Here is a 20,127-nt window from a genome sequence, read left to right as displayed (position 1 = left end):
ACGACTTCGTCGTCCCCGCCTCCTCCTCACGGATCTGGGGCATGGCCTCTCATACGCGCAAGCGGTTGGACCAGTTTCGGCGAGTTCGGCATGCTACTACTGACACCGGTGGCCCAGACCGTGGGTCCGAGACGGGAGCAAAAAAGCACTTCGACTCATCCAGTCATCCAGCGGTGCTTAGTAGCAGCTTGACTTTATTGGCTAGTGCTGCGCGCAGACCCCGGTTCACCCGCCGATCCGCCCCGCCAGCTTGCGCCCCGTCACGCTGAGCGGCGTGTCGGCCAGCTCGCTCGGCGCGACCCATTGGGCGGGCGAATCCTTGTTCGATCGCAGCCGCCCGCCGGTGTGGCGCGCCTCGTAGCACTCGAGCGTGATGCGGTAGCGGGTGACGCCGTGCTTGAGGGTTGCGATCTTCTCGGTTGGCTCGCACGCGACGCCCGTTAGCTCGCGTACTTTCTGGGTGATCTCTGACTTCGCGCCGGCGGGCGATTCGGCTTCGAGCTCGAACCGGGGGAAATCCCACAGGCCGGCCCAGCGCTCGCCCTCGCCGCACTGCCGCACGAGGACTTTGTCTGCCTTGCGCACCACGACCGCCGCCTCACGCAGGTCGGTGAACTTCACTTTGCGGGTGACGGGGGCGAGGCTCTCGATCGCGCCCGCCTGGTAGGCCCGGCAGTGCTTGGCGACGGGGCACGCGTCGCAGCGCGGCGTCTTGGGCGTGCAGACCAAGGAGCCGAGCTCCATCAGCGCCTGGCTGAAGTTAGAAAAACCGCTGCGCGGCAGCAGCCGCTCGGCGAATTCCCACAGCCGGCGCTCGCCCTCGGTCGACGTGGGGTCGACCTCCAGGGCCATCAGCCGGGCGTAGAGCCGGCGGGTGTTCGCCTCGACGATCGGGGCGCGCTTGTCGTAGGCGATCGAGAGGATGGCGCCGGCCGTGTAGCGGCCTACGCCGGGCAGGGCCATCAATCCCTCAAGCGTGTCGGGCAGGCGGCCGTCGTGTTCGGCGACGATCTTCTTCGCCGCGGCGTGCAGCGAGCGGGCGCGGCGGTAGTAGCCGAGGCCCTCCCACAGCCGCAGCACACGCGACTCGTCGGCGGAGGCCAAGTCCTCGACCGCGGGCAGCTCGCCGGTGAAACGCAGGAAGTAAGGCCGCACGGCCTCGACCTGTGTCTGTTGCAGCATCACCTCGCTGAGCCACACACGGTACGGGTCGCGGTTCTTGCGCCACGGCAGGTCGCGGGCGTTGCGGCCGTACCAGGCGAGCAGCTTGCGCCGCAGCGCGCGCAGCTCCGGCGCGTCGAGATTGGGGGGATCGGTCTGGGGCTGCCGGCGGCTCAATAGTCTCGCGGCGCGCCGAGCGCCAGTGTCTTGCGGCACCAGACGGCCCGCGGGGCGTCGCCGATGTAGCCGGCCACGCGCTCGGCGGGGTTCTCGACGACCACGCCGATCACGCCGATCTCGGTCGCCTGGGCGACCAAGATCCGCTTGCCGTCGATCCGTTCTTCGGAGAGCACGGGGACCGTCTCGCCGCCTTCTAGGGCGAAGGTGTACTCGAACACCGATCCGCGTTCGCGCGAAGCGATCGGCTTGCCTGCGAAGAACACACCGCCATCGGTCCGTTCGCTCCAGCCGACCCAGGCCGAGGCGACCCGACGCGAATTGATGCGGGCGTCTTGCAGCCGCAGCGATCGCTTGAGCAATTGGCTCGCCTGCAGGCGGTCGAACTCGGCGTCGGGGCCCATGGCGCCGTCGTCGAGCAGTGTCAGCACCCGCGCCACGCGGCACAGGCTGGCGTAGCTCTGACCCATCGCGGCGGCCTGCTCGGGGTTGTCGAGTGATCCGGCGGCGAAGGCGCGGGCCGCTTCGTCCGCTCCACGCATCGCCTCGGCCAACTCCTGGGGGCCGTAGTTCGGGGCGCCCACCAAGAGCGATCCGTTGGCGGGCTGCGTGGGAGCGATCGGACCATTGCCGAACGCGCTCGGCTCGGCGGCCGGCGCCTCGTACGAGGCGGGGGTCTCGTAGGCGACTTGGGCGGTGTGAGCCGGCTCGGTTTCAGACGCTTCTGGAGCCGGGGCGTAGTAAGGCGGTTCGTCGTTCGCCGGCTCGTCGAATGGGGGGACGTCGAAAGGCAGCACGTCGTCGTCGGCCGTCATCGCGTAGCGGCTGGTTGGCTCGCTCGCCGGGGCCTGAGTGGCGGCGAAGGCGGGCGGCTCGCCGGGCGCGGCGGCTTCGTCGATCGGCTCCGACAACGGGTAGACTTGCTCCGCGTTCACCTCGTCGACAGAGTCCAAAAGCGGAGGGGCGCTGCTCTGGGCCAGGGCCTCAGCTGCCTCATCGATCTGGTCGATGGCGCCGCCGGCGGCGAACGGGTCGCTGGGGGCGGACTCGCTGGAGTCGGTCATCGCGAACGCCGGGTGCACGGCGTTCTCGTCGTCCGGCGCCGCGCCCAGAAGGCGCCAGCCGAAGTAGCCGCCCGTGCCGAGGGTCGTCATCAGCACGCCGGCGGCGACGAGCGTGCGGAGCATGCCGCCGCGGCGGGAGGGGTTGCGATCATCGAGCGCGAGCGGGGCGCCGAGGTTGGCGGCGGCCGCCGCCCGTGGCGACAGCTCGGGCTCGCTGTATTCTTCAGCGGAGGCGTCGCCCGCTTCGTCGGCCTCGGCGGCGAGCGGCGCGGTGAGCTGGACGGTCTCCTTTTCATCCTCGGCGTGAGACGCGGTGTCGTAGGGGTGGTCGCCCACGCTGCGATCGCCCACGCTGCGGTCGGCGGCGGCGCCGGGCAGGATGTCGTCGAAGCTGAATTGGAAATCGGTGCGCAGCGGCTGCTCGGGCGCGTCGTCTAGGGCTTCGTGTGGTTGAGCGTCGTGTGGTTGCGTGTCGTGCGGCAGAGCGGCGACTGGTTCGTGGGACGCCGCGGGCTCTTGCGCGAGCGGCGATTCATCGACGGCAGCGTCGGCGGTTTCCGCTTCGCTCTGGATGTCGGGCGTGAGGCGGCGCAAGTCGTCGAGCGTGACGCCTCCCAGGTTCGCGATCGTGGCCTTGGAGCGGGCGGGCGGCTTGTTGTCGGCTGGCGTGGCGCCGGTCGCGGCGGAAAGATCGGCCAGCGAAGGCTTGCCGAGCGACTCGCTCAGCGACGGCTTCGGCGGAGCGGCGGGCTCGGTCTCATGGCTGTCGGCGCTGTCGGCTTCGCGGCCCTTCAGGAGCCAGTCGGCCAGCGTTCCGGCGCCCGCCGTGGGAGACATCGTGGGCTCGCCGCCAATCGCAACGCTCGGCGGGGTGGCGGTCTCATGCGTCGCCGTCTCGACAGGCGTCGGCTCGGCTGGCGCCGACTCCTCGATCACCGGCGGCCGCAGGCGGGCGGTCGGCAGCGTGCGAAAAGTCGCCGCCGACGGGGCGAACGCCCCGCCGCAAGCCGGGCACTCGAGCAGGCCGGCGTCGTCGATTTGCGAGGCTCCTTCGGGGGCGAGGAAGCACTCTTTGCAGTGGGGGCAGTCGGCGATCTTCATCATGAATTCGGACCGGGCGTAGGCGCTTGGGGCAGCGCGTTGCGGTGGGGGTGGCGGCGGTGCGGGAGCCGTCGTGGAGCCCGCGGCGGAGGGCCGCCAACGTCAGCCGCCCATTTTGCGCCTTTTTGGCGAATCACGCAGCGCAGATCGTCTCGCTCCGAGGCCCCACGCAGCGGGTGTTCTTTGCCCAACCGGAACGACCGCCCCGGTTTACGCCGGCGATGCTAGCGAGAAGGAGCGAATGACGCCGCTTCGGTGAAAAAACGGCGAAGGACGAAGACCGCCGGCGCCGCGCCCTTGCGTTTCGCGTCATTCGGCCCCAAACCCGTAGTAGCCGCCGAATTTGGCGGTGAGGTGCCGCATCAGCGGCTCGGGCGAGAGCGGCTCGCCGCTGACGCGCTCCACCAGCTCGGCCGCGCTGTAGCGCTGGCCCTGCGAGTGGATTTTCTCACGCAGCCACTCCCGCAGCGGCGCGAACTCGCCGCGGGCGAACATCGCGTCCAGGTCGCCCAGTTCCTTGGCGGCTTGCTCGAAGAACTGCGAGGCGTAGAGGTTGCCCAGCGCGTAAGTCGGGAAATAGCCGAACAGCCCGGCCGCCCAGTGGACGTCTTGCAGCACGCCGTCGGCGTCGCTCGGCGGCTCGATGCCCAGCAGGTCCTTGTACTTGGCGTTCCACGCGGCCGGCAGGTCGGCCGCTTTCAGGTCGCCCGACAGCAACGCCTGCTCCAGTTCGAACCGCACGATCACGTGCAGGTTGTAAGTCGCCTCGTCGCTCTCGGTGCGGACGAGCGACGGCTTCGACTCGTTCACCGCGAAGCAGAACTCCTCCTTGCTCACGTCGGCGAGCGCCTCGGGGAAGACCCGCTGCAGCGGCTGGTAGAAATGGTCCCAGAACGCCTGGCTGCGGCCGACCAGGTTCTCCCACATGCGCGACTGCGACTCGTGGATGCCGAGCGACACGTAGTCGCCCGTGGGCAAGCCGAACAGCTCGGGCGGCATGCCCTGGTCGTAGATGCCGTGGCCAGCCTCGTGGAGGATGCCGAACAGGCCGCCGTCGTACTTGTCTTCGTCGTAGCGTGTGGTGAGCCGCGTGTCGCGCGGCCCCAGGCCGGTGCAGAACGGGTGGGCCGTGACGTCGAGCCGGCCGGCGTCGAAGTCGAAGCCGATCGCCGCGGCCGCCTGCACGCCGAACGCCGCTTGGCCCTCGGCCGGGTAGTGGCGGGTGATGATCTCGCTCGGCGCCGCGCGGTCGCTCGCGGCGATCTGCGCCACCAGCGGCGCCAGCCGGTCGCGCAGCCCCGCGAGCACGCGGGCGACATTGGCCGTCGTCTCGCCCGGCTCGTAGTCGTCGAGCAGCGCGTCGTAGGGCGAATCGTCGTAGCCGATCGCCTCGGCCTCTTGCCGCTTCAGGTCGATCGTCTTTTCGAGCAGCGGCAGGAAGAGGGAGTAGTCGTCGGCCTCGCGGGCCTTCTCCCACGCCGTTTGTCCCACGCTCGAGGTGCGAGTGAGCTCCTCGACGAGTTTCTGCGGCAGCTTGGTCTTCTTGTCGAAGCGGCGCTTGAGCTGGCGGATCACACAGCCGGTGTCGCCGTGCGGGTCGTCGGCCAGCGGGCTCTCGACCAGCTCGGCGAGCCAGTCGCCGCGCGCGGGATCGGTTTCGCGCTCGTGGATCAGCCCCGCCAGGTAGGCGGACTGCTCGGCCCGATACGGCCCGGCGGCTCTCGGCATCTGGGTCCGCTCGTCCCACTCCAACACGTTGAGCGCGGTGGCGAGCACGGCCGTTTGGCGGGCGTGCTCGCACAGTTTTTCGTAGGCGGCTTCGGCGGACATGGTGCGGCGCGGGTTGAGGATACGTGCGGCTTGTGGAAGCCCGCTATCCTATAACCGGTCGCCCGCCCCGTCAGGCGCCCCGCCCGACGCCCTGTCGTCGGCGGCCTCGAACGGGCTTTTGACGACCTCCGGCCGGCTGGCGAGCCGCTTGTCGATGCTCACCGCCCGCTCGTCGCGGTACTTCGACATGTCGTACTTGGCCATACCCCACGACGAGCAACCCACGGCGGGGGCTGCGAGGCAGATCAGCATCAGCAAATGGGGGCGGCGCATGGCGTCGGCTCGGCGGCGGTTTATTACACTCCAACGGCCACGAAAAATCGCAGAACCGCGACCCCCTGTCCACGCCAGTCGTTGCTAGCGTTATGCTGATTTCTCTCCGACTGGCTCCGGATGCGAAGTTTATCCGCCTGCGGCGGACTTATCTTCGTGCGCGGCTCAGACTTCGTGTGCGGCTCAGGTTTTTTCCGCTTTCCACTTTCCCCTTTCGCGCCATGCTCGACGCCCTTGTTATTGCCCCACATCCCGACGACGCCGAGCTCGGCTGCGCTGGCGGCATCCTTCGCATGCAGGCCGAGGGCCTGAAGGTCGGCGTGTTGGACCTGACCAGCGGCGAGCCGACGCCGCACGGCTCGCCCGCGCTGCGCAAGCAGGAGACGGCCGCCGCCACCGAGATCCTCGGGCTAGCCTGGCGCGAGAACCTCGGCCTGCCGAACCGCTCGCTCGAGCCGACCTTGGAGAACCGCGCCAAGCTCGCCGGCGTGATCCGCCAAACGCGGCCCCGCTGGCTCTTCGCCCCCTATTGGGTCGACGCCCACCCGGACCACACGGCCGCCACGAAGCTGGTCGACGACGCCCGCTTCTGGGCGAAGCTCAGCAACACCGACATGCCGGGCGAGCCGCACCACCCCGAGCGGATTTACAACTACTACTGCGTCCACCTGAAGATGGCGCCGCAACCGTCGTTCGTGCTCGACATCTCGGAGCACTGGGAGAAGAAGCTCGCGTCGATCCGCGCGTACGAGAGCCAATTCATCACCGGCCGGCCGGCCCAACCGTTCTCGTTCATCGAGAAGCTGCGCGACGAGGCGAGCTACTGGGGCAAGACCATCGGCGTGGCGTACGGCGAGCCTTACGCCGCTCGCGAGCCGTTGGGGCTGACGGGGTTTGGCGGGCTGTTGTAAGCGTTTTCTGCCAATCGAGCGGCGCCGTGAAAATGCATTACAATCGCGGCTATGAACCAACCCGCGCCAACGCACGAAAAGCCCCGCGACTGGTGGTGGCTCTATGCGCTGATTGCGGCGGCCTCGGCGTCTCTGCAATGCGTTTTGGTGCGATTCTGGCCCAACGAACCGCTAATTTGGTTGGTCACGGTCTTCGCTGTCACTTTTGGCGCGGTGATGTACTTCCATCCCATGGGTAGATTGAGGCGATGGGCGGGAGCTCTCTTTGGCTTCGGCCTGGGCTGCGCTTCCGTCCCATCACTCATTGCCCGACTAAAGTGGGACGAGACACGAAATGGTGAATTCTTAATCGACAACTCGCCTTTCTTAGCCATTGCGTGCTTGGCTATCGGTTTCCTGCTGGCGTGCCTGGACGCCACCATCCGTGCGGAGAGCGAGGGCAAAAGCAGTAGTCGCTTGGGAGCCGTGCTGATCGCACTCGCGTGCGTCGCGGGCTATATCACTACTGGCTCCCGGTCCGAAGCGGAGCCTGCCATAGCGAACACCAGCGGCACGCAGTCGGTGGCCAAAGGCGCAACCGTGGCAGATAGTCCTGGCGCCATCGTGGGAAGCACGGTTCAAGGTGCAGTTGAGATTAACGTGGGCGCTAGTGACGAGACGGTCCAGAAAATCCTGGATGCAAACTCTCGCGCGATTGACTCCAAAGACCAACAGCTCGCCGAGCGCGATTCGGAGATCGAAGCGTTAAGATCGGCCCTCGCACGCGCCGAGCGGCAAGCGAATGAGGGCGACGCTCAGGCTGTTGAGGCGTTGAAGCAAGCCCGCGAGACCGGCGACATCGCCGAACTCCAACGGCTCCTTTTGGATCGAGCCGCCGTGCTCGATGCCCAGGTCGCCCCGCAACTCGCCGAACTGACAGAGGTCCGCCACGAGGCGGCCGCCATCGCTTACCTCCGCGGCGACATCGCCACGGCCGAATCGTCTTTGCAAGCGCTCATAGACTTTGATCCGAACGACATCGCCGCAATTAATTCTTTGTCACTTGTTCACAAACTAAGAGGCAACTTACACGCCGCTGAGCAAGGCTTCCGCCGCATGCTCGAACTTGCAGAAGACAACCCAGCCCATCAAGCCGTCGCCTACGGCAACCTCGGGTTAATCTACCAGACGCGGGGCGACCTGCCGGGCGCCGAGGAGATGCTCCGCAAGTCGCTCGCCATTGAAGAAGAGCTGGGCAGCAAGGAGGGCATGGCCAGCCAATACGGCAACCTCGGGGCGATCTACCAGACGCGGAGCGACCTGCCTGGCGCCGAGGAGATGTTCCGCAAGTCGCTCGCCCTCAACGAAGAGCTGGGCAGCAAGTCGGGCATGGCCAGTAACTACGCCAACATCGGGGTGATCTACTCGACGCGGGGCGACCTGCCGGGCGCCGAGGAGATGCTCCGCAAGTCGCTCGCCCTCAACGAAGAGCTGGGCAGCAAGGCGGGCATGGCCAGCGACTACGGCAACCTCGGGGTGATCTACCAGACGCGGGGCGACCTGCCCGGCGCCGAGGAGATGCTCCGCAAGTCGCTCACCCTCAGCGAAGAGCTGGGCCGCAAGGCGGGCATGGCCATCCAGTACGGCAACCTCGGGATGATCTACGAAACACGGGGCGACCTGCCCGGCGCCGAGGAGATGCTCCGCAAGTCGCTCGCCCTCAACGAAGAGCTGGGCAGCAAGTCGGGCATGGCCAGTAACTACGCCAACATCGGGGTGATCTACCGAAGGCGGGGCGACCTGGAGGGCGCCGAGGAGATGCTCCGCAAGGCGCTCGCCATCAACGAAGAGCTGGGCCGCAAGGAGGGCGTGGCCAACGCCTACGGCAATCTAGGGTGGATCTACAAGATGCGGGGTGACCTAGCCCAGGCTCGTGACTACTGGCTACGTAGCCGCGACTTATTCGCCGAGATCGGCATGCCGCACATGGTTGAGCAGTTGCAGGGATGGATCGATGAGCTGCCGCCCGAAAGCGATCGTGGCGAATAGCCTTCGCGTCGCTATCACGCCTTTCTCACCGTTCCGATTAAAGCGATCCCACCGCTTATGCCGATGACGACCGTGAGGCCGCGTTTGCGCGGTCCGCGAACGTGCTAGCAGGGGGGCCTGCCGGCGTTTGCTGTCGTCCTCGCATGGCCTTAGGCCCCCTCAAATCACTGCTCTCGCTCGCCCTGCTGGCGCCCCTTCTGGCCGCCGCCGGCGGCTGCCATGTCCTCATTCCTGAGGCGATGGAGCAGCCCGTTGTGCACAACCCCTTCCCGCAGCTCAGCCGGGTGGCGGTCGCGCCGTTCTTCAACCAGAGCGACGAGCCGACCGTCGACGGCCGGCAATTTGCCATGGCTTACTACGCCGAGCTGCAAACGATCCCCGGCTTCGAGGTCGTGCCGCTAGGCGTGGTCGAGCAGGCGGTCCGCCAGCACCGCATCGACCTGGCGCACCCCGACGCCGTGCGGCAGTTGGGCCGGGCGCTCGGCGTCGACGCGGTCGTCGTCGGATCGATCACCGACTTCTCGCCCTACTACCCGCCGCGCTGCGGCATGCGGGTCGAGTGGTACGCCACGAACCCCGGCTTCCATCCGATCCCGTCGGGCTACGGCCTGCCGTGGGGCACCGCGGCCGAGGAGTACATTCCCGACTCGGTGGTGTTCGAGGCCGAGATGGAGTTGGCCCGCGCGCAACTGGCGACGCAATCGCCCGACTGCACGTCGTCGCCGCCGGCGATCCGCATCAACGAACAGTTCCTCGAACCGGTCCCCAGCCTGCCGGCGCCGCAAGAGCCGCGGGCGCTCGACGCGCTCGCACCGCCGGCGACCAACGGCGCCCACGGCGAGAACGCCCACGGCGGCGCTAGCGGCGCCGTCGCCAGCGAGGAAGACGCGACGCAGGCAAGGGCGATCGAGCTCTGCTCGGCGAGCGAAGCCGCCGGCCCCGCGCCGCTGGCCGTCACAACCGATCCAAACGCCCCAGGCGGGGAAAAACTTCCCGAAGAACTTTACGGCGCCGCGGCGTTCGCTTTGCCGGCCGAGTGGCCCGACGCGCGCGGCTTCACGCCGGACGGGCCGAGCCCGGTGCGGCCCGCGTGCCTGGTGAACGACGGTCCGGTTATGACGCACACGCGGGTCTACCGGGGCTCGGACACCGAGTTCACTGCGGCGCTTGCCAGTTATGTCGGTTTTCAGGACGACGCGCGGTTCGGCGGCTGGCGTTCTTACCTCGGCCGCAGCGAGGACTTCATCCGCTTCTGCTGTCACTTGCACTTGTCGGAGATGCTCTCCGCACGGGGCGGTGGTGGTGAAACGCGAGTGGTGCGGCGTTGGTCCGCGCGCCGATAGAGCGTGTCTAGACGCGTCGCTTGCGCCCCGCATCGCAGGCATCAACGGACTGATCGCGTCGGCCCACCCCCCGCTCTCGACTGCCGCACGGAGGCGACCCCACTCGTGAACGACGACGTCAATGTCCTCGCTCTGGTTAAAGGCAAGGAACGCTACCTGTTTCTGTACGACGACAGCCAGCACGCCGACGCCCTGCGTGCGCTCGGCCGGTCGGCTTCGAACCCCGAGCTGAGCTTCACGTGGTACGACGCCGCGGTGCTGAGCAAGCGGATCCGCTGCGAGTCGGAGAAACGCCGCCCGCGCTTCACGACCGACGCCGTGAAGAACCGCGACGGCGCCCCCGACCTCGGCTGAGCCAGCCCGGGCCAGAGCCCGCCCTGAAACGACAAGCAATCACCGGGGCGGGGCCATCAGGCCCCGCCCCGTTTTTTTGTGGGCCAGTGGCTAAAGCGCTTGGTGGGGCGTTCCGCGGACCGGTGGGTCCGCGGCTATCGCCTTCCGATTGGCTATGCTTCTTGTGATGCACTGCATTCGTTATTCGTTATCCCGCATTCCGAACTCCGCAACTGCACCATGCTCCGTGAGACGGGCCAATTCCTCCGGCACCTTCAGAGCGAGCGCGGCGCGTCGGCGCACACGATCAAGGCGTACCGCGAGGACCTCGCCGCGCTAGCCGACTACCTGGCCGACGAGAGCGGCGCGTCGCCCGCGCCCAAGGCGATCACCACGCTCGACCTGCGGGGCTACGTGTCGGCGTTGGGCGAGGCGGGTTTCGCCAAGGCGTCGATCGCGCGGCGGCTCGCCTCGGTCCGCAGCTTCTTCCGCTACGGCCAACGCGAGGGATGGGCGCCGTCGAACCCGGCGGCCGCGCTCCGCAACCCACGCAAGTCGCGCCACTTGCCGCAGGTGCTGTCGTCCGACGAGGTCGGTGCACTGCTGGCGGCGCCGCCAGCGGACAAGACCTTCGGCCTCCGCGACCGAGCGATCCTCGAAACGCTCTACTCGGCCGGGCTGCGTGTGAGCGAACTGGTCGGTCTGGAGGACGGCGACCTCGACCTCGACGAGGGCGTCGCGCGGGTGCGCGGCAAGGGCCGCAAGGAGCGGCTGGCGCCGATCGGCTCGTTCGCCGTGGAGGCGCTGGGGGCGTGGCTGTCGGTCCGCCAGTTGGGGCCGGGCGTGGAACGGGGAGAGGGGGCGCCGGTGTTCACCAATAAATTCGGCCGCCGGCTCACAGCGCGCAGCGTCGCCCGGCTGCTCGAAAAGCACCTGGCGGTCGCCGGCCTCGCCGGGCGGGCCTCGCCGCACACGCTGCGGCACAGCTTCGCGACGCACCTGTTGGACCGCGGGGCCGACATCCGCAGCGTGCAGGAGTTGTTGGGTCACAAGAGCCTGGTGACCACACAGATCTACACGCACGTGAGCACCGCGAACCTCAAGGCGGCCTACGAGAAGGCCCACCCGCGGGCGCGGTGACCGCCCTGAGTGGAGTTCCGTACGCCGGGTGCAGTCGCGCCGGGGTGGCGATAAGCACGGCGCAGCACGTGGGTGCACATGCCCACCCGCCGGGGCCGGATCGCCACAGAGGGCGATCCCTACAGAAGCACTGCCGCCACAGAGTGCGATCCCTATAGGGTTCTATCCATTCAAAGCGGCGCTCGGGTGGTCCGGCTGTGACGATTTAGCGACTCGCGCCGATCTTGCTGTTCCGCAGGTTTTCGAGCCGGATTGGGGTGAGTTTCGCCGTGCTTGGGTGAGGTTTTTTTGACTCACCCCCACCGTGACGTAGGTATTTAGCAACGAAACCCGGCGGGCGCCTTGCGCCTCGGACGCCGGAAACACCGCTAAACACCACGACGCGCGGCGCCCCCATGGCAGACGCAAAGCTTTTACTCGTCGACGATGACTTCCAGGTGCTGGAGTCGATGGCCGATTGGCTGCGCGACCAGGGCTACGACCTCGACACGGCCGGCGGCTCGGGCGAGGCGTCGGAGCTGCTCGCCAAGGAACGCTACGACCTGCTGCTGGCCGACATCCGGCTGGGCGACGGCGACGGCTTCGACCTGCTGGAGAAGACGGTCCGCACCGCACCCCACACGCAGGTCATCCTGATGACCGGCTACGGCACGGCCGACTCGGCGATCGACGCCGTGCGGGCCGGCGCCTTCGATTACCTCACCAAGCCGCTCATCGATGACGAGCTGCTGATGGCGATCGAGCGCGCTCTGTCGCAGCGCAAGGTGATCGAGGAGAACACGGAGCTCAAAGAGCAGCTCGACCGCAAGCACGGCATGGGCCACATCGTCGGCTCCGACCCGCGGATGCTGCGCGTGTTCGACATGATCGAGAGCATCGCCGACACGCGGGCCACGGTCCTGGTCACCGGCGAGAGCGGCACGGGCAAGAGCCTCATCGCCCGCGCGATCCACCAGCGCAGCGGCCGCAAGAACGGGCCTTTCGTCGAGATCGCCTGCGGCGCCCTGCCGGAGAACCTGCTGGAGAGCGAGCTGTTCGGCCACGTGGCCGGCGCGTTCACCGGCGCCACGACGAACAAGGTGGGCAAGTTCCTGCAGGCCGACGGCGGCACGATCTTCCTCGACGAGATCGGCACCGCCACGCCCGCGCTGCAGATCAAACTGCTCCGCGTGCTGCAGGAGCTGGCGTTCGAGGCGGTGGGCGGCACGGAGACGCACAGCGTCGACGTCCGCGTCGTGCTCGCTACGAACGAGGACCTCGCCAAGCGGGTCGCCTCGGGCGAGTTCCGCCAGGACCTCTACTACCGCGTGAACGTGATCAACATCGAGCTGCCGCCGCTCCGCAGCCGGCCCTCCGACGTGCCGCTGCTCGCGCAGCGGTTCCTCGAGGAGGTCCGCGAAGACGCGAACCGGCCCAACGTGACCGGCTTCGACGACGAGGCGATGGTGGCCCTGCAGCGGCACCACTGGGTGGGCAACGTCCGCGAATTGCAGAACGTGGTCGAGCGGACCGTGCTGCTGAGCAAGGGCGACGTGCTGCGTCTGCACGACCTGCCGGTCGAGCTCCGCATGCCGGGCGGCTCGGCGGCGCCGGCCGGCTACAGCGGCCAGTCGCTCAAGGAGGCGCTCGAGGGGCCCGAGCGGGCGATCATCCACGAGGTGCTCGAGTCGAACGGCTGGAACCGTAACCTCACGGCCGACCAGCTCGGCATCAACCGCACGACGCTCTACAAAAAGATGAAGCGGCTGGGGCTTGAAGACCACGCCGAGGCCCACGGCTGAGCCATCGCTGGGTCGCCGCGATTGGGCGGCTCATGACCAATAGATCCCGTTAGGGTCTTGCCGCGCCACGACACGACCTTTCTTCGTCGCGTCCCACACCTGCACCTCTCCGGGCAAGATTCGGATCAGACGATCCATGTCGATGTCCGACGGCAGCCACGCGGTCACACCGCCACTCCCCGAGTAGGGGATGAAGCGGACTCGCATTCTTTCTTTCGAGAAGATGACGATGCGTGAGACGCCGATCTCTTCGAACTCGTATCGAGTTTTATTAGCCACCTCAACGCCAAATAGCTTCGACACCGTCGCTTCTCTTCTAGACAAAAGCCCCATCATGAGAATCGCAAACGGAGCAATCACCGCCATCGAGTATAGGCAAATGAAGAGCAAGAGAAATGGTGCTGAAATCATGGACAGGAGAATGTACACGCATAGGCGTCGCTGCCATCCATCAAGGGTCAAGTCGCCTTCGATTGCTGCCTGTGTGCACAGCAGGCCTAAGAGGCAAAGAGCGGTGACGCCAACGTTCCTTCCTGAAAGAATCTCGCGCGCAATCTCAATTAACCTGCTAGGCAACCGCCGGAGTTGACGCAGCTTCAGCCAACGCGGCCGTTTCCAACTGATCCACACCTCATCAACAGAAGTGCAAATCTCCTCCTCAACGCCAATGTTATAGTCGTAAACATTTTTGAGCGGGATCTTTACTCGTTCGCGTGTGTCGGTGTGCCAGACTTCCATTTCACACTGGAGGAATAGTACAAGATCCATGCAACATGGGTATGTTGGCGCTGCGTAGAGCTCTTGACACTCGCCCGAGAACACTCGGATCCGGGCCATGCTTCCTGAGTTGTAATAAAGGATCCTCGCACGATCGATATCGAGGCGTGGCCCGAAGCCTCGCCGGATCGTGCCGTTCTCTAAGTCCACTCGGATTTTGGGCGGACAGAGCTCGTAGAACACGATCACGGGCGCCCAGAGCATGGCGGCGGAGTTGTGGAGCGCGGCCCCCAGGACGGGAACGCCAACAAGCACCACAAACAGGTCCGCGGCGCCGAATTGTTGATCCGCGAGCGCCGCCCAAAGCAGCAAAGGCGTCACGCAAACCGTCGGCTGTAGAAGACGCCGCGGCGTGAAGTCGAATTTCACACGCTCGATCAACCGTGGCATGTACGCCCACCGAGGCTCATACCAGCTAATCGAACGCGGTTTGTCGAGTTTCATCGTGAAAGACGATTCGCCGCATCGCGGAGTATATTGGCTCCTTCGCGATCGAGCGCTCAGAGATTGGCGCCGAAAACGTCGGCCGGGATCTCCTCCGTGGCCTCTTCCTTGGGCGCCGCCACGCTCTGCACCTGGTTGGCCATTTGCTTGACGGCTTCGGTCACGTTCAGGTCGATCACGCTCTTCTTGCTCGATTCGGCCAAGGCCTCGGAGACCGCCTGGATGACATCGTCGAGCACTTCGGTGCGGTCGCCGGCGGTTGGCTTGAGCGCTTCGAGCCCGCGTTTCAGGTCGGTCAGGATCACGACCAAGCCGCGCCGCTCGTAGCTGACCGAACGGTTGTCCGTGTTGCGGATGCGGGGGTCGTTGTCGCGGGTCACAGCCACCGGGCCGCGACGACCGAGCTGCAGCGACTCGAACCGTTCGGCCGAGGCCCGCTCTTTGGCCGCGATGTCCAGGGCAAGCTTGAGGGCGACATCGATCGTGGGGCCGAGTTGGGCGTCGGCGTGCGCCGACAAATCGAGCTCCGCCCACAGCGAGGCGAACTCCGCGCGGGCGTCGAGCGACATCGTCTCGTCGGCCACCTGTTTGGAAATCGCCTTGAGGTATTGGTCTTTGGGCCCGGGCGTGTGGTACTGGGCCAACGCCTTGGCCGCCCGCATCCGCATCCACGTGTCCACTCCCTTGTCGTCCGAGAGGCTCTTGGCCGCGAGCACCGCCACCAGGGCCCGGGCGGTGAGCTGCTGGCTGGCGGGGGGCAGGTTCGCCTGGAAGCGGGCGTGCCGCTCGAGGCCGATCAACGCGCCAGACAACCAGTAACGCGGCACCTTCGGGTTCCGGGCCGCTAGCACGGCGAGATTGATCAGCATTTTGTTCGCGTTCGCGCTGGGGGTGGGAAGCTCGGAGCCGGAGCCCGCGTAGCGGTTGTCGAGCGCGCCGAGGATCAGCAGCGCGTTGTAGGTGACCGAAGGGTGGTACTTGCGGCTCTTGACCACCTTGATTGCGAATGCGAACGCCTTGTCGCTGAGCGCCTTCTGCAGCTGCGGCCGGCTCGGCCAGATGTACGAGCGGAACAGGTCGACCCGCATGTCGCCCACGTCCTCCAGGGCGTCGGGGGTCGAGCGGGTCATCGCCGGGAAGAAATAGTTGTCGAAGTACTCGTTGAGCGCGCGGTCCTTCTCCGGGTCGCTGGCGCCGCTCTTCGCGTGCCGCTTGATCTTCGCCCCTTGGTTCGAGAGCCGGGCGTCGATCTCGTCCTCCTCCCAGCGTTGGGCGGCGGCGGTGCTGGGGCCGATCGCGACACAGGCGAGCGCCGCCAACAGGGTCGCGCCTAGCAGGAGGGCGGAGTGGTTCGTCTTGCTCATCGGGTGTTCCGTTGCGCCGGGGGCCGTTGCGACAGGCAAGCCCCTTGGTGAGAAGGGACGCCTGCGCCGTATAGGGGGCGGGCCGGGCGTCCGTTGCCGATGGCCGTTGCTAGATTCTGTTCCAATGTCGCGTTGCGACGCGGGCTCTTCCTGCCGCGTCGCGGCCGGCGTGCAACCGCAGCCGACCGTTGGTCGCCAGCGGCCCTAAACCATTGTGCAGAAAAGACTTTGCACCGGGTCAATTGGGCCTTTGGCTACCATTCACACTAGCAACGGCGCCCGCCGAATGTCAAGTTTCTGGGGCCCCCGCCGAGAACCTCCCCGCTTGCTGTAAGCTCAGGCAACCATTGAATTTGCATCGCTATACGTGATCGCTCACCGGGCGACGCCGAGGGACACCGCATGACGCTCCTCTACTACAACCCGCAATTCCTGAACCACGAGACCGGCGCCCACCCGGAAAACGCCGGCCGGTTGCGGGCGATTCTCGGGCGGCTCGAGGCTGACCGGCTGCTGGAACGCTGCGAGCGGCCCCCATGGGAGGCCGCTCCGAGCGCCCTGCTCACCTCCCTGCACGGGGTCGATTACCTCGCCTCGCTCAGGGAGATGGCCGGCCGCGGCGGGGGCCAAGTGGACGGCGACACGATCGTTTCGTCCGAATCGCTCCATGTCGCCGCCCTCGCCGCCGGCGCCGCCTGCGACGCCGCTCGACGCGTGGTCGAGGGCGAGGCGCGCCGCGCGCTCTGCCTCGTGCGGCCCCCCGGCCACCACGCCCTCAAGGACCGGGCGATGGGGTTCTGCCTGCTGGGCAACGTCGCCCTGGCGGCACGCTACGCGCTCGACGAGTTGGGGCTCGATAGGGTGCTCATCGTCGACTGGGACGTCCACCACGGCAACGGCACGCAGGACCTGTTCTACGAAGACCCGCGCGTGGCGTTCTTTTCTATGCACCGCTTCCCGTTTTGGCCTGGCAGCGGGGCCGAGGGCGAGACCGGCGCCGGCGACGGGCTGGGCTTCACCAAGAACCTGCCCGTGCAGTTCGGCGCGTCGCAAGACCGCCAGCTCTCGTGGTTCGCCCGCGAGCTGGGCGACTTCGCCGACAAGGTGCGGCCGCAACTGGTGATCGTCAGCGCCGGCTTCGACAGCCACCGACTCGACCCGATCGGCGGCCTGGGCCTGGAGAGCGCAGACTTCATCGACCTCACCGCCACGGTAATGGACGTTGCCGCGGCGCACGCCGGGGGGCGTTTGGTGAGCGTGCTCGAAGGGGGGTATCACCCCGACGCGCTGGCGGAGAGCGTGGCGCTGCACTTGGGCGAGTTGCTCGAGCGCGACGCGGACGAGGCGGCGGATGAGCAGCGTCTGAGGTGACGCACCCCTAGCCCCGGCCAAGCCTGGTCGCGGGCCGCGCCACGGACAGCCCTACCCCGCTTCGCCGAGGTCCTCGAAGAAGGTCACCACCATGCGTTTGAGCTTGCGCTCCTCGCTCGGCGGATAAAGTAGCGGGGCGACCGCGTCCTCGATATTCGCTTTGACTTCCTTCATGATCACAGCCTGTTCCTCGGCTACGGTCGCCTCGTCAAAATTCTCGCCGCGACGGATTTCGGTGATGTGCCGCGACCTCCACACCGTCTCGCAGTAATTGCGTGGTACGACGATCGAAGCCATCGCCTGCGGTGGCTTGAAGCCGTCGTTGCGCTGGGGGTCGACGTTCACACGCACGACCACGCCGGGCACGTACGCCAACAACGCTTCGAGGTCGGCCCGCAACCGCGACTCGAAGTAGGCCTTGCTCTGGGCGTAGTCGTCCGGCGGGCTCACGGGCCCGCTGTCGATGGTCACGCCGACATCGTTCGCTGGCGCCATGGCGACACAGCCGACGAGCAGCACGACAAACCAGCCGGCACGGTTCGTGGTCATGGTCACTCCTGGTTGCTGATCGGTGCGAAACTCCGGTCGCTGGCGCCCACGGCTCGTCGTGGGTCACTCGTCCCCAAACACCCGCGTGCTCTCCTCGCGGCGGATCGGCTTGCTGTGGTCGGCGGTCTCGACCGACACGGTCACGCGCTGGTCGCCCGGCTGCGTGCCCTCGAGCCGCACGAAGAACAGCGCGGAGGCCTTGGGCGCGAGCGTGGCGAGCGGCTCGAACTCGGCCCGGTGGTCGCTGAGCGAGTGACGCGACTCGCCCTTGGCGTTCACCACCCGCATGCCCTCGGGGGCGTCGACCACCACCCGCACGCGTTCGGCCGCTTTGGTCCCTTGGTTCACCACCCGCACCTGGTAGGTCGTTTCGCCGCCCACCTCGATCGGGTCTTGGCGGTCGAGCACCTCGAATTTAATGGCGGCGATCCCCTCGACGAGCACCCGCTGGGTCTCGCTGGTGCGCAGCCCCTCCTGGGCCTCGCTCTCGACACGCAGGGCGTGGTCGCCCGGCGTGACCGGCATGGCGACGAGCTCCACCTCGCCGCGTTGCCCCTCGGGCAACTCGGCCAGGCTCCAGTAGACGCTGTGCGTCGACTCGTCGTACTCGCCCATGTTGTTCGCCTTGACGAACTTCATGCCGTCGGGCAGGTGCGAGACGAGCCGCACGTCTTGCGCCGCGGCCGTGCCTGGGTTGTCGATGCTGATCGTGTAGCTGGCGGCGTGCTCCAGGTAGCGGCGGCTGGGGCCGTCGACCGCCACCTTCAACTCCGGAGCGATCACTTCGAACGTGGCCGACGCCTCGGTTTGCAGGTTGCCGTCGGCGCGGGCCACCAGGTTGCTCGCCACTTGGCCGGCGCGCTCGGCGCCCAGCATCAAGTCGATCGTGCGTGTTTCGCCGGCGCGCAGCGTGCCGATCTCCATCTCGAGCGCGGGGCCGGCCGGGTGGCTGAGGTTCTCCGGCACGTTGGCCAGCAGCATGACGCCGGTGGCGTCGCCCGTGCCGGGGTTGTGCATCTCGATCGATACCTTGTGCTTCTTGCCAGCCCGGACCGTCTTGGCGGTCGAGAGCCTCAGCGCGAGTTGCGGACGCGTGCAGCGGACCTTGCCAGACGCCTGCGAGGCGAACGACACCGACGCGACGCTGCCGATCTCTCCCTCGTCGGTCGGCATGAGCTCCATCTCGAGCGTGCGCTCTTCGCCGGGGGCCAAGCGGCCGAGACGCCAGGTGAGGGCGTCGCCCTGCTCCACGGCGGGCGGGGTGGTGTTGATCATCCGGGCGCCGGCCGGTGTTTGGTCACGCACCTCCACGCCCTCGGCCGCCACGGCGCCGGTGTTGCGCACCAGCACGGCGAAGCGGCACGGCTTGCCGACTTGGATCTCGCGCGGCGTGAGCTTCTGGATCACCACGGAGGCCTGCTGCGGGCCCTCGAGCGACGCGTCGCCCGGTCGGCCCGCGCCGAGGCCGCCAGCCACGCCGGCGGTCGATCGGGACGAAGGCTCGTCGAAGCCCAGTCGAAGGGGCTCCTGTTGCAGCGGTTGTGGTGGGGTTATCGAGCGAGTCGAGTCGGCCCCGCGGGGCGCCTCGAAAGCGTTCGGTTCGAACGTGTGGGAAACGGGCGCCCGTGACGCGACACGTTGGTCGCTCAAAGCATTGGGCGGGGAGTCGACCACCACCGAATGCTCCGCTTTCGGAGATTGCTCGGCGTCCTGCGATTGGCCGACGCCCGCGAACGGTTGCGGCTCGGGGGGCAGTGCTTGGGCCAGGGCGATGGGCACCTGAGCGACGGGCTCTTGGCCGATGGGCTCACGAACGGCGGGCTCGGCGTCCGCACGCAACGGATTTGGCGCCGCGGTGTGCCCCGCGGTTTTTATTGGAGTGGTCGCAGCGGGCGTTGCTTCCAGCGCGATCGGTTCGTCGAAGGCGTATCGGCTGCTCGTCGCTGGCTGCGTGGCGACGGCCGCCGCAGGTTGCGACACCGGTTCGGCGACGACTTGCAGCCGCGTCGGCGATTCGCTCGGCGCTCTCAGGGTGGCCGGGGCGTCAACCTTCCCGCCGCGCAGCGGGTTCGAGACGCTCTGAGGCGTCGACGCCAGCGCAACGGCTGGCGGGGTGAGCGGCGTTGGCTCGGCGTAGCGGGTGTCGCGATCGGCGAGCGGGGTGGCGCCCGCGCTCGCGCTGCCAGCCGATTCGGCCGGCGCGAGCGAGCGGATCGCCCACGCGGTCACGGCCGCCTGGTCGCCCTCGGCCACCTCGGCCCGCGAGCCGGGCGCGAGGGATAGGCTGGTCAGCGCGGCGGTCGCCGCGATCGCAAAAGCGTTGAAGAATCTTGGCCGGTCCATGGCGACGGGGCCCGTTGTCCGTGGTGGTAGTTGGGGTTATCAGCCGCCCTGGCTTTATCGGTGGCGCCGGGGCACGCGGGGCGGTTGGTACCAAAACCCGCCCCCCGCCGGAAGAGCGGCTTCACGCCACGCGGACG

General features: G+C 67.5%; 15 protein-coding genes. 7 read left to right on the top strand and 8 right to left on the bottom strand.

Going from position 1 to position 20,127, the window contains the following annotated elements:
- Nucleotides 1-225: 225 nt before the first annotated feature.
- From mutY to Mal64_RS11260, 4 genes are all read right to left on the bottom strand, one after another.
- Nucleotides 226-1,338 carry an A/G-specific adenine glycosylase gene (gene mutY / locus Mal64_RS11275; RefSeq protein ID WP_231993668.1) on the bottom strand — a complete coding sequence of 371 codons (1,113 nt, stop codon included), beginning with the start codon at nucleotides 1,336-1,338 and terminating at the stop codon, nucleotides 226-228.
- Nucleotides 1,335-3,503 (bottom strand): hypothetical protein, encoded by a 2,169-nt coding sequence (locus Mal64_RS11270; protein WP_146400147.1) that lies wholly within the window; start codon nucleotides 3,501-3,503, stop codon nucleotides 1,335-1,337. Before Mal64_RS11270 ends, mutY begins: the two co-directional genes overlap by 4 nt.
- A gap of 309 nt (nucleotides 3,504-3,812) precedes the next feature.
- Nucleotides 3,813-5,333, bottom strand: a complete 1,521-nt coding sequence (locus Mal64_RS11265) for a carboxypeptidase M32 (RefSeq protein WP_146400145.1) — start codon at nucleotides 5,331-5,333, stop codon at nucleotides 3,813-3,815.
- 48 nt (nucleotides 5,334-5,381) lie between these two features.
- A complete protein-coding gene (locus Mal64_RS11260) occupies nucleotides 5,382-5,606 on the bottom strand; it encodes a hypothetical protein (RefSeq protein WP_146400142.1) in 225 nt (74 codons plus the stop codon).
- A gap of 221 nt (nucleotides 5,607-5,827) precedes the next feature.
- Here Mal64_RS11260 and bshB1 point away from each other — a divergent pair, with 221 nt between their 5' ends.
- The 6 genes from bshB1 to Mal64_RS11230 all read left to right on the top strand — a co-directional run bounded on the left by bshB1 (nucleotide 5,828) and on the right by Mal64_RS11230 (nucleotide 13,142).
- Nucleotides 5,828-6,517 (top strand): bacillithiol biosynthesis deacetylase BshB1, encoded by a 690-nt coding sequence (gene bshB1, locus Mal64_RS11255; protein WP_146400140.1) that lies wholly within the window; start codon nucleotides 5,828-5,830, stop codon nucleotides 6,515-6,517.
- A gap of 639 nt (nucleotides 6,518-7,156) precedes the next feature.
- On the top strand, nucleotides 7,157-8,545 hold the full coding sequence (locus Mal64_RS11250; protein ID WP_197525675.1) for a tetratricopeptide repeat protein: 1,389 nt from the start codon (nucleotides 7,157-7,159) through the stop codon (nucleotides 8,543-8,545).
- 143 nt (nucleotides 8,546-8,688) lie between these two features.
- Nucleotides 8,689-9,888 carry a hypothetical protein gene (locus Mal64_RS11245; protein ID WP_146400135.1) on the top strand — a complete coding sequence of 400 codons (1,200 nt, stop codon included), beginning with the start codon at nucleotides 8,689-8,691 and terminating at the stop codon, nucleotides 9,886-9,888.
- A gap of 105 nt (nucleotides 9,889-9,993) precedes the next feature.
- Nucleotides 9,994-10,242 (top strand): hypothetical protein, encoded by a 249-nt coding sequence (locus tag Mal64_RS11240; protein WP_146400133.1) that lies wholly within the window; start codon nucleotides 9,994-9,996, stop codon nucleotides 10,240-10,242.
- 219 nt (nucleotides 10,243-10,461) lie between these two features.
- Entirely contained in the window at nucleotides 10,462-11,361 is a 900-nt protein-coding gene (gene xerC, locus Mal64_RS11235; RefSeq protein WP_146400131.1) for a tyrosine recombinase XerC, read from the top strand.
- 395 nt (nucleotides 11,362-11,756) lie between these two features.
- Nucleotides 11,757-13,142, top strand: coding sequence for a sigma-54-dependent transcriptional regulator (locus Mal64_RS11230; RefSeq protein ID WP_146400129.1), 1,386 nt, complete (start codon nucleotides 11,757-11,759; stop codon nucleotides 13,140-13,142).
- 30 nt (nucleotides 13,143-13,172) lie between these two features.
- On the opposite strand, the gene Mal64_RS11225 is transcribed toward Mal64_RS11230, so the two are convergent.
- Nucleotides 13,173-14,363 carry a hypothetical protein gene (locus Mal64_RS11225; RefSeq protein ID WP_146400127.1) on the bottom strand — a complete coding sequence of 397 codons (1,191 nt, stop codon included), beginning with the start codon at nucleotides 14,361-14,363 and terminating at the stop codon, nucleotides 13,173-13,175.
- 56 nt (nucleotides 14,364-14,419) lie between these two features.
- Nucleotides 14,420-15,727, bottom strand: coding sequence for a hypothetical protein (locus Mal64_RS11220; protein WP_146400125.1), 1,308 nt, complete (start codon nucleotides 15,725-15,727; stop codon nucleotides 14,420-14,422).
- Between the two features lie 402 nt (nucleotides 15,728-16,129).
- Here Mal64_RS11220 and Mal64_RS11215 point away from each other — a divergent pair, with 402 nt between their 5' ends.
- On the top strand, nucleotides 16,130-17,098 hold the full coding sequence (locus Mal64_RS11215) for a histone deacetylase family protein (protein WP_146400123.1): 969 nt from the start codon (nucleotides 16,130-16,132) through the stop codon (nucleotides 17,096-17,098).
- A gap of 51 nt (nucleotides 17,099-17,149) precedes the next feature.
- On the opposite strand, the gene Mal64_RS11210 is transcribed toward Mal64_RS11215, so the two are convergent.
- Nucleotides 17,150-17,647: a hypothetical protein gene (locus tag Mal64_RS11210; protein WP_146400121.1), complete on the bottom strand. Its 498-nt coding sequence runs from the start codon at nucleotides 17,645-17,647 to the stop codon at nucleotides 17,150-17,152.
- Nucleotides 17,648-17,710: 63 nt separating this feature from the next.
- A complete protein-coding gene (locus tag Mal64_RS11205) occupies nucleotides 17,711-19,990 on the bottom strand; it encodes a DUF11 domain-containing protein (RefSeq protein ID WP_146400119.1) in 2,280 nt (759 codons plus the stop codon).
- Nucleotides 19,991-20,127: the final 137 nt, after the last annotated feature.

This window comes from Pseudobythopirellula maris, assembly GCF_007859945.1.
Lineage (GTDB): Bacteria > Planctomycetota > Planctomycetia > Pirellulales > Lacipirellulaceae > Pseudobythopirellula > Pseudobythopirellula maris.
Note: the sequence above shows the minus strand (reverse complement) of the source record. Positions and strands in the feature narration are given on the sequence as shown.

What these genes read in the sequence shown, in the direction of transcription:
- Mal64_RS11270 (WP_146400147.1), bottom strand. Translation starts at nt 3,503, where the DNA reads ATGAAGATCGCCGACTGCCCCCACTGCAAAGAGTGCTTCCTCGCCCCC.
- Mal64_RS11265 (WP_146400145.1), bottom strand. Translation starts at nt 5,333, where the DNA reads ATGTCCGCCGAAGCCGCCTACGAAAAACTGTGCGAGCACGCCCGCCAA.
- Mal64_RS11260 (WP_146400142.1), bottom strand. Translation starts at nt 5,606, where the DNA reads ATGCGCCGCCCCCATTTGCTGATGCTGATCTGCCTCGCAGCCCCCGCC.
- bshB1 (WP_146400140.1), top strand. Translation starts at nt 5,828, where the DNA reads ATGCTCGACGCCCTTGTTATTGCCCCACATCCCGACGACGCCGAGCTC.
- Mal64_RS11245 (WP_146400135.1), top strand. Translation starts at nt 8,689, where the DNA reads ATGGCCTTAGGCCCCCTCAAATCACTGCTCTCGCTCGCCCTGCTGGCG.
- xerC (WP_146400131.1), top strand. Translation starts at nt 10,462, where the DNA reads ATGCTCCGTGAGACGGGCCAATTCCTCCGGCACCTTCAGAGCGAGCGC.
- Mal64_RS11230 (WP_146400129.1), top strand. Translation starts at nt 11,757, where the DNA reads ATGGCAGACGCAAAGCTTTTACTCGTCGACGATGACTTCCAGGTGCTG.
- Mal64_RS11225 (WP_146400127.1), bottom strand. Translation starts at nt 14,363, where the DNA reads ATGAAACTCGACAAACCGCGTTCGATTAGCTGGTATGAGCCTCGGTGG.
- Mal64_RS11220 (WP_146400125.1), bottom strand. Translation starts at nt 15,727, where the DNA reads ATGAGCAAGACGAACCACTCCGCCCTCCTGCTAGGCGCGACCCTGTTG.
- Mal64_RS11215 (WP_146400123.1), top strand. Translation starts at nt 16,130, where the DNA reads ATGACGCTCCTCTACTACAACCCGCAATTCCTGAACCACGAGACCGGC.
- Mal64_RS11210 (WP_146400121.1), bottom strand. Translation starts at nt 17,647, where the DNA reads ATGACCACGAACCGTGCCGGCTGGTTTGTCGTGCTGCTCGTCGGCTGT.
- Mal64_RS11205 (WP_146400119.1), bottom strand. Translation starts at nt 19,990, where the DNA reads ATGGACCGGCCAAGATTCTTCAACGCTTTTGCGATCGCGGCGACCGCC.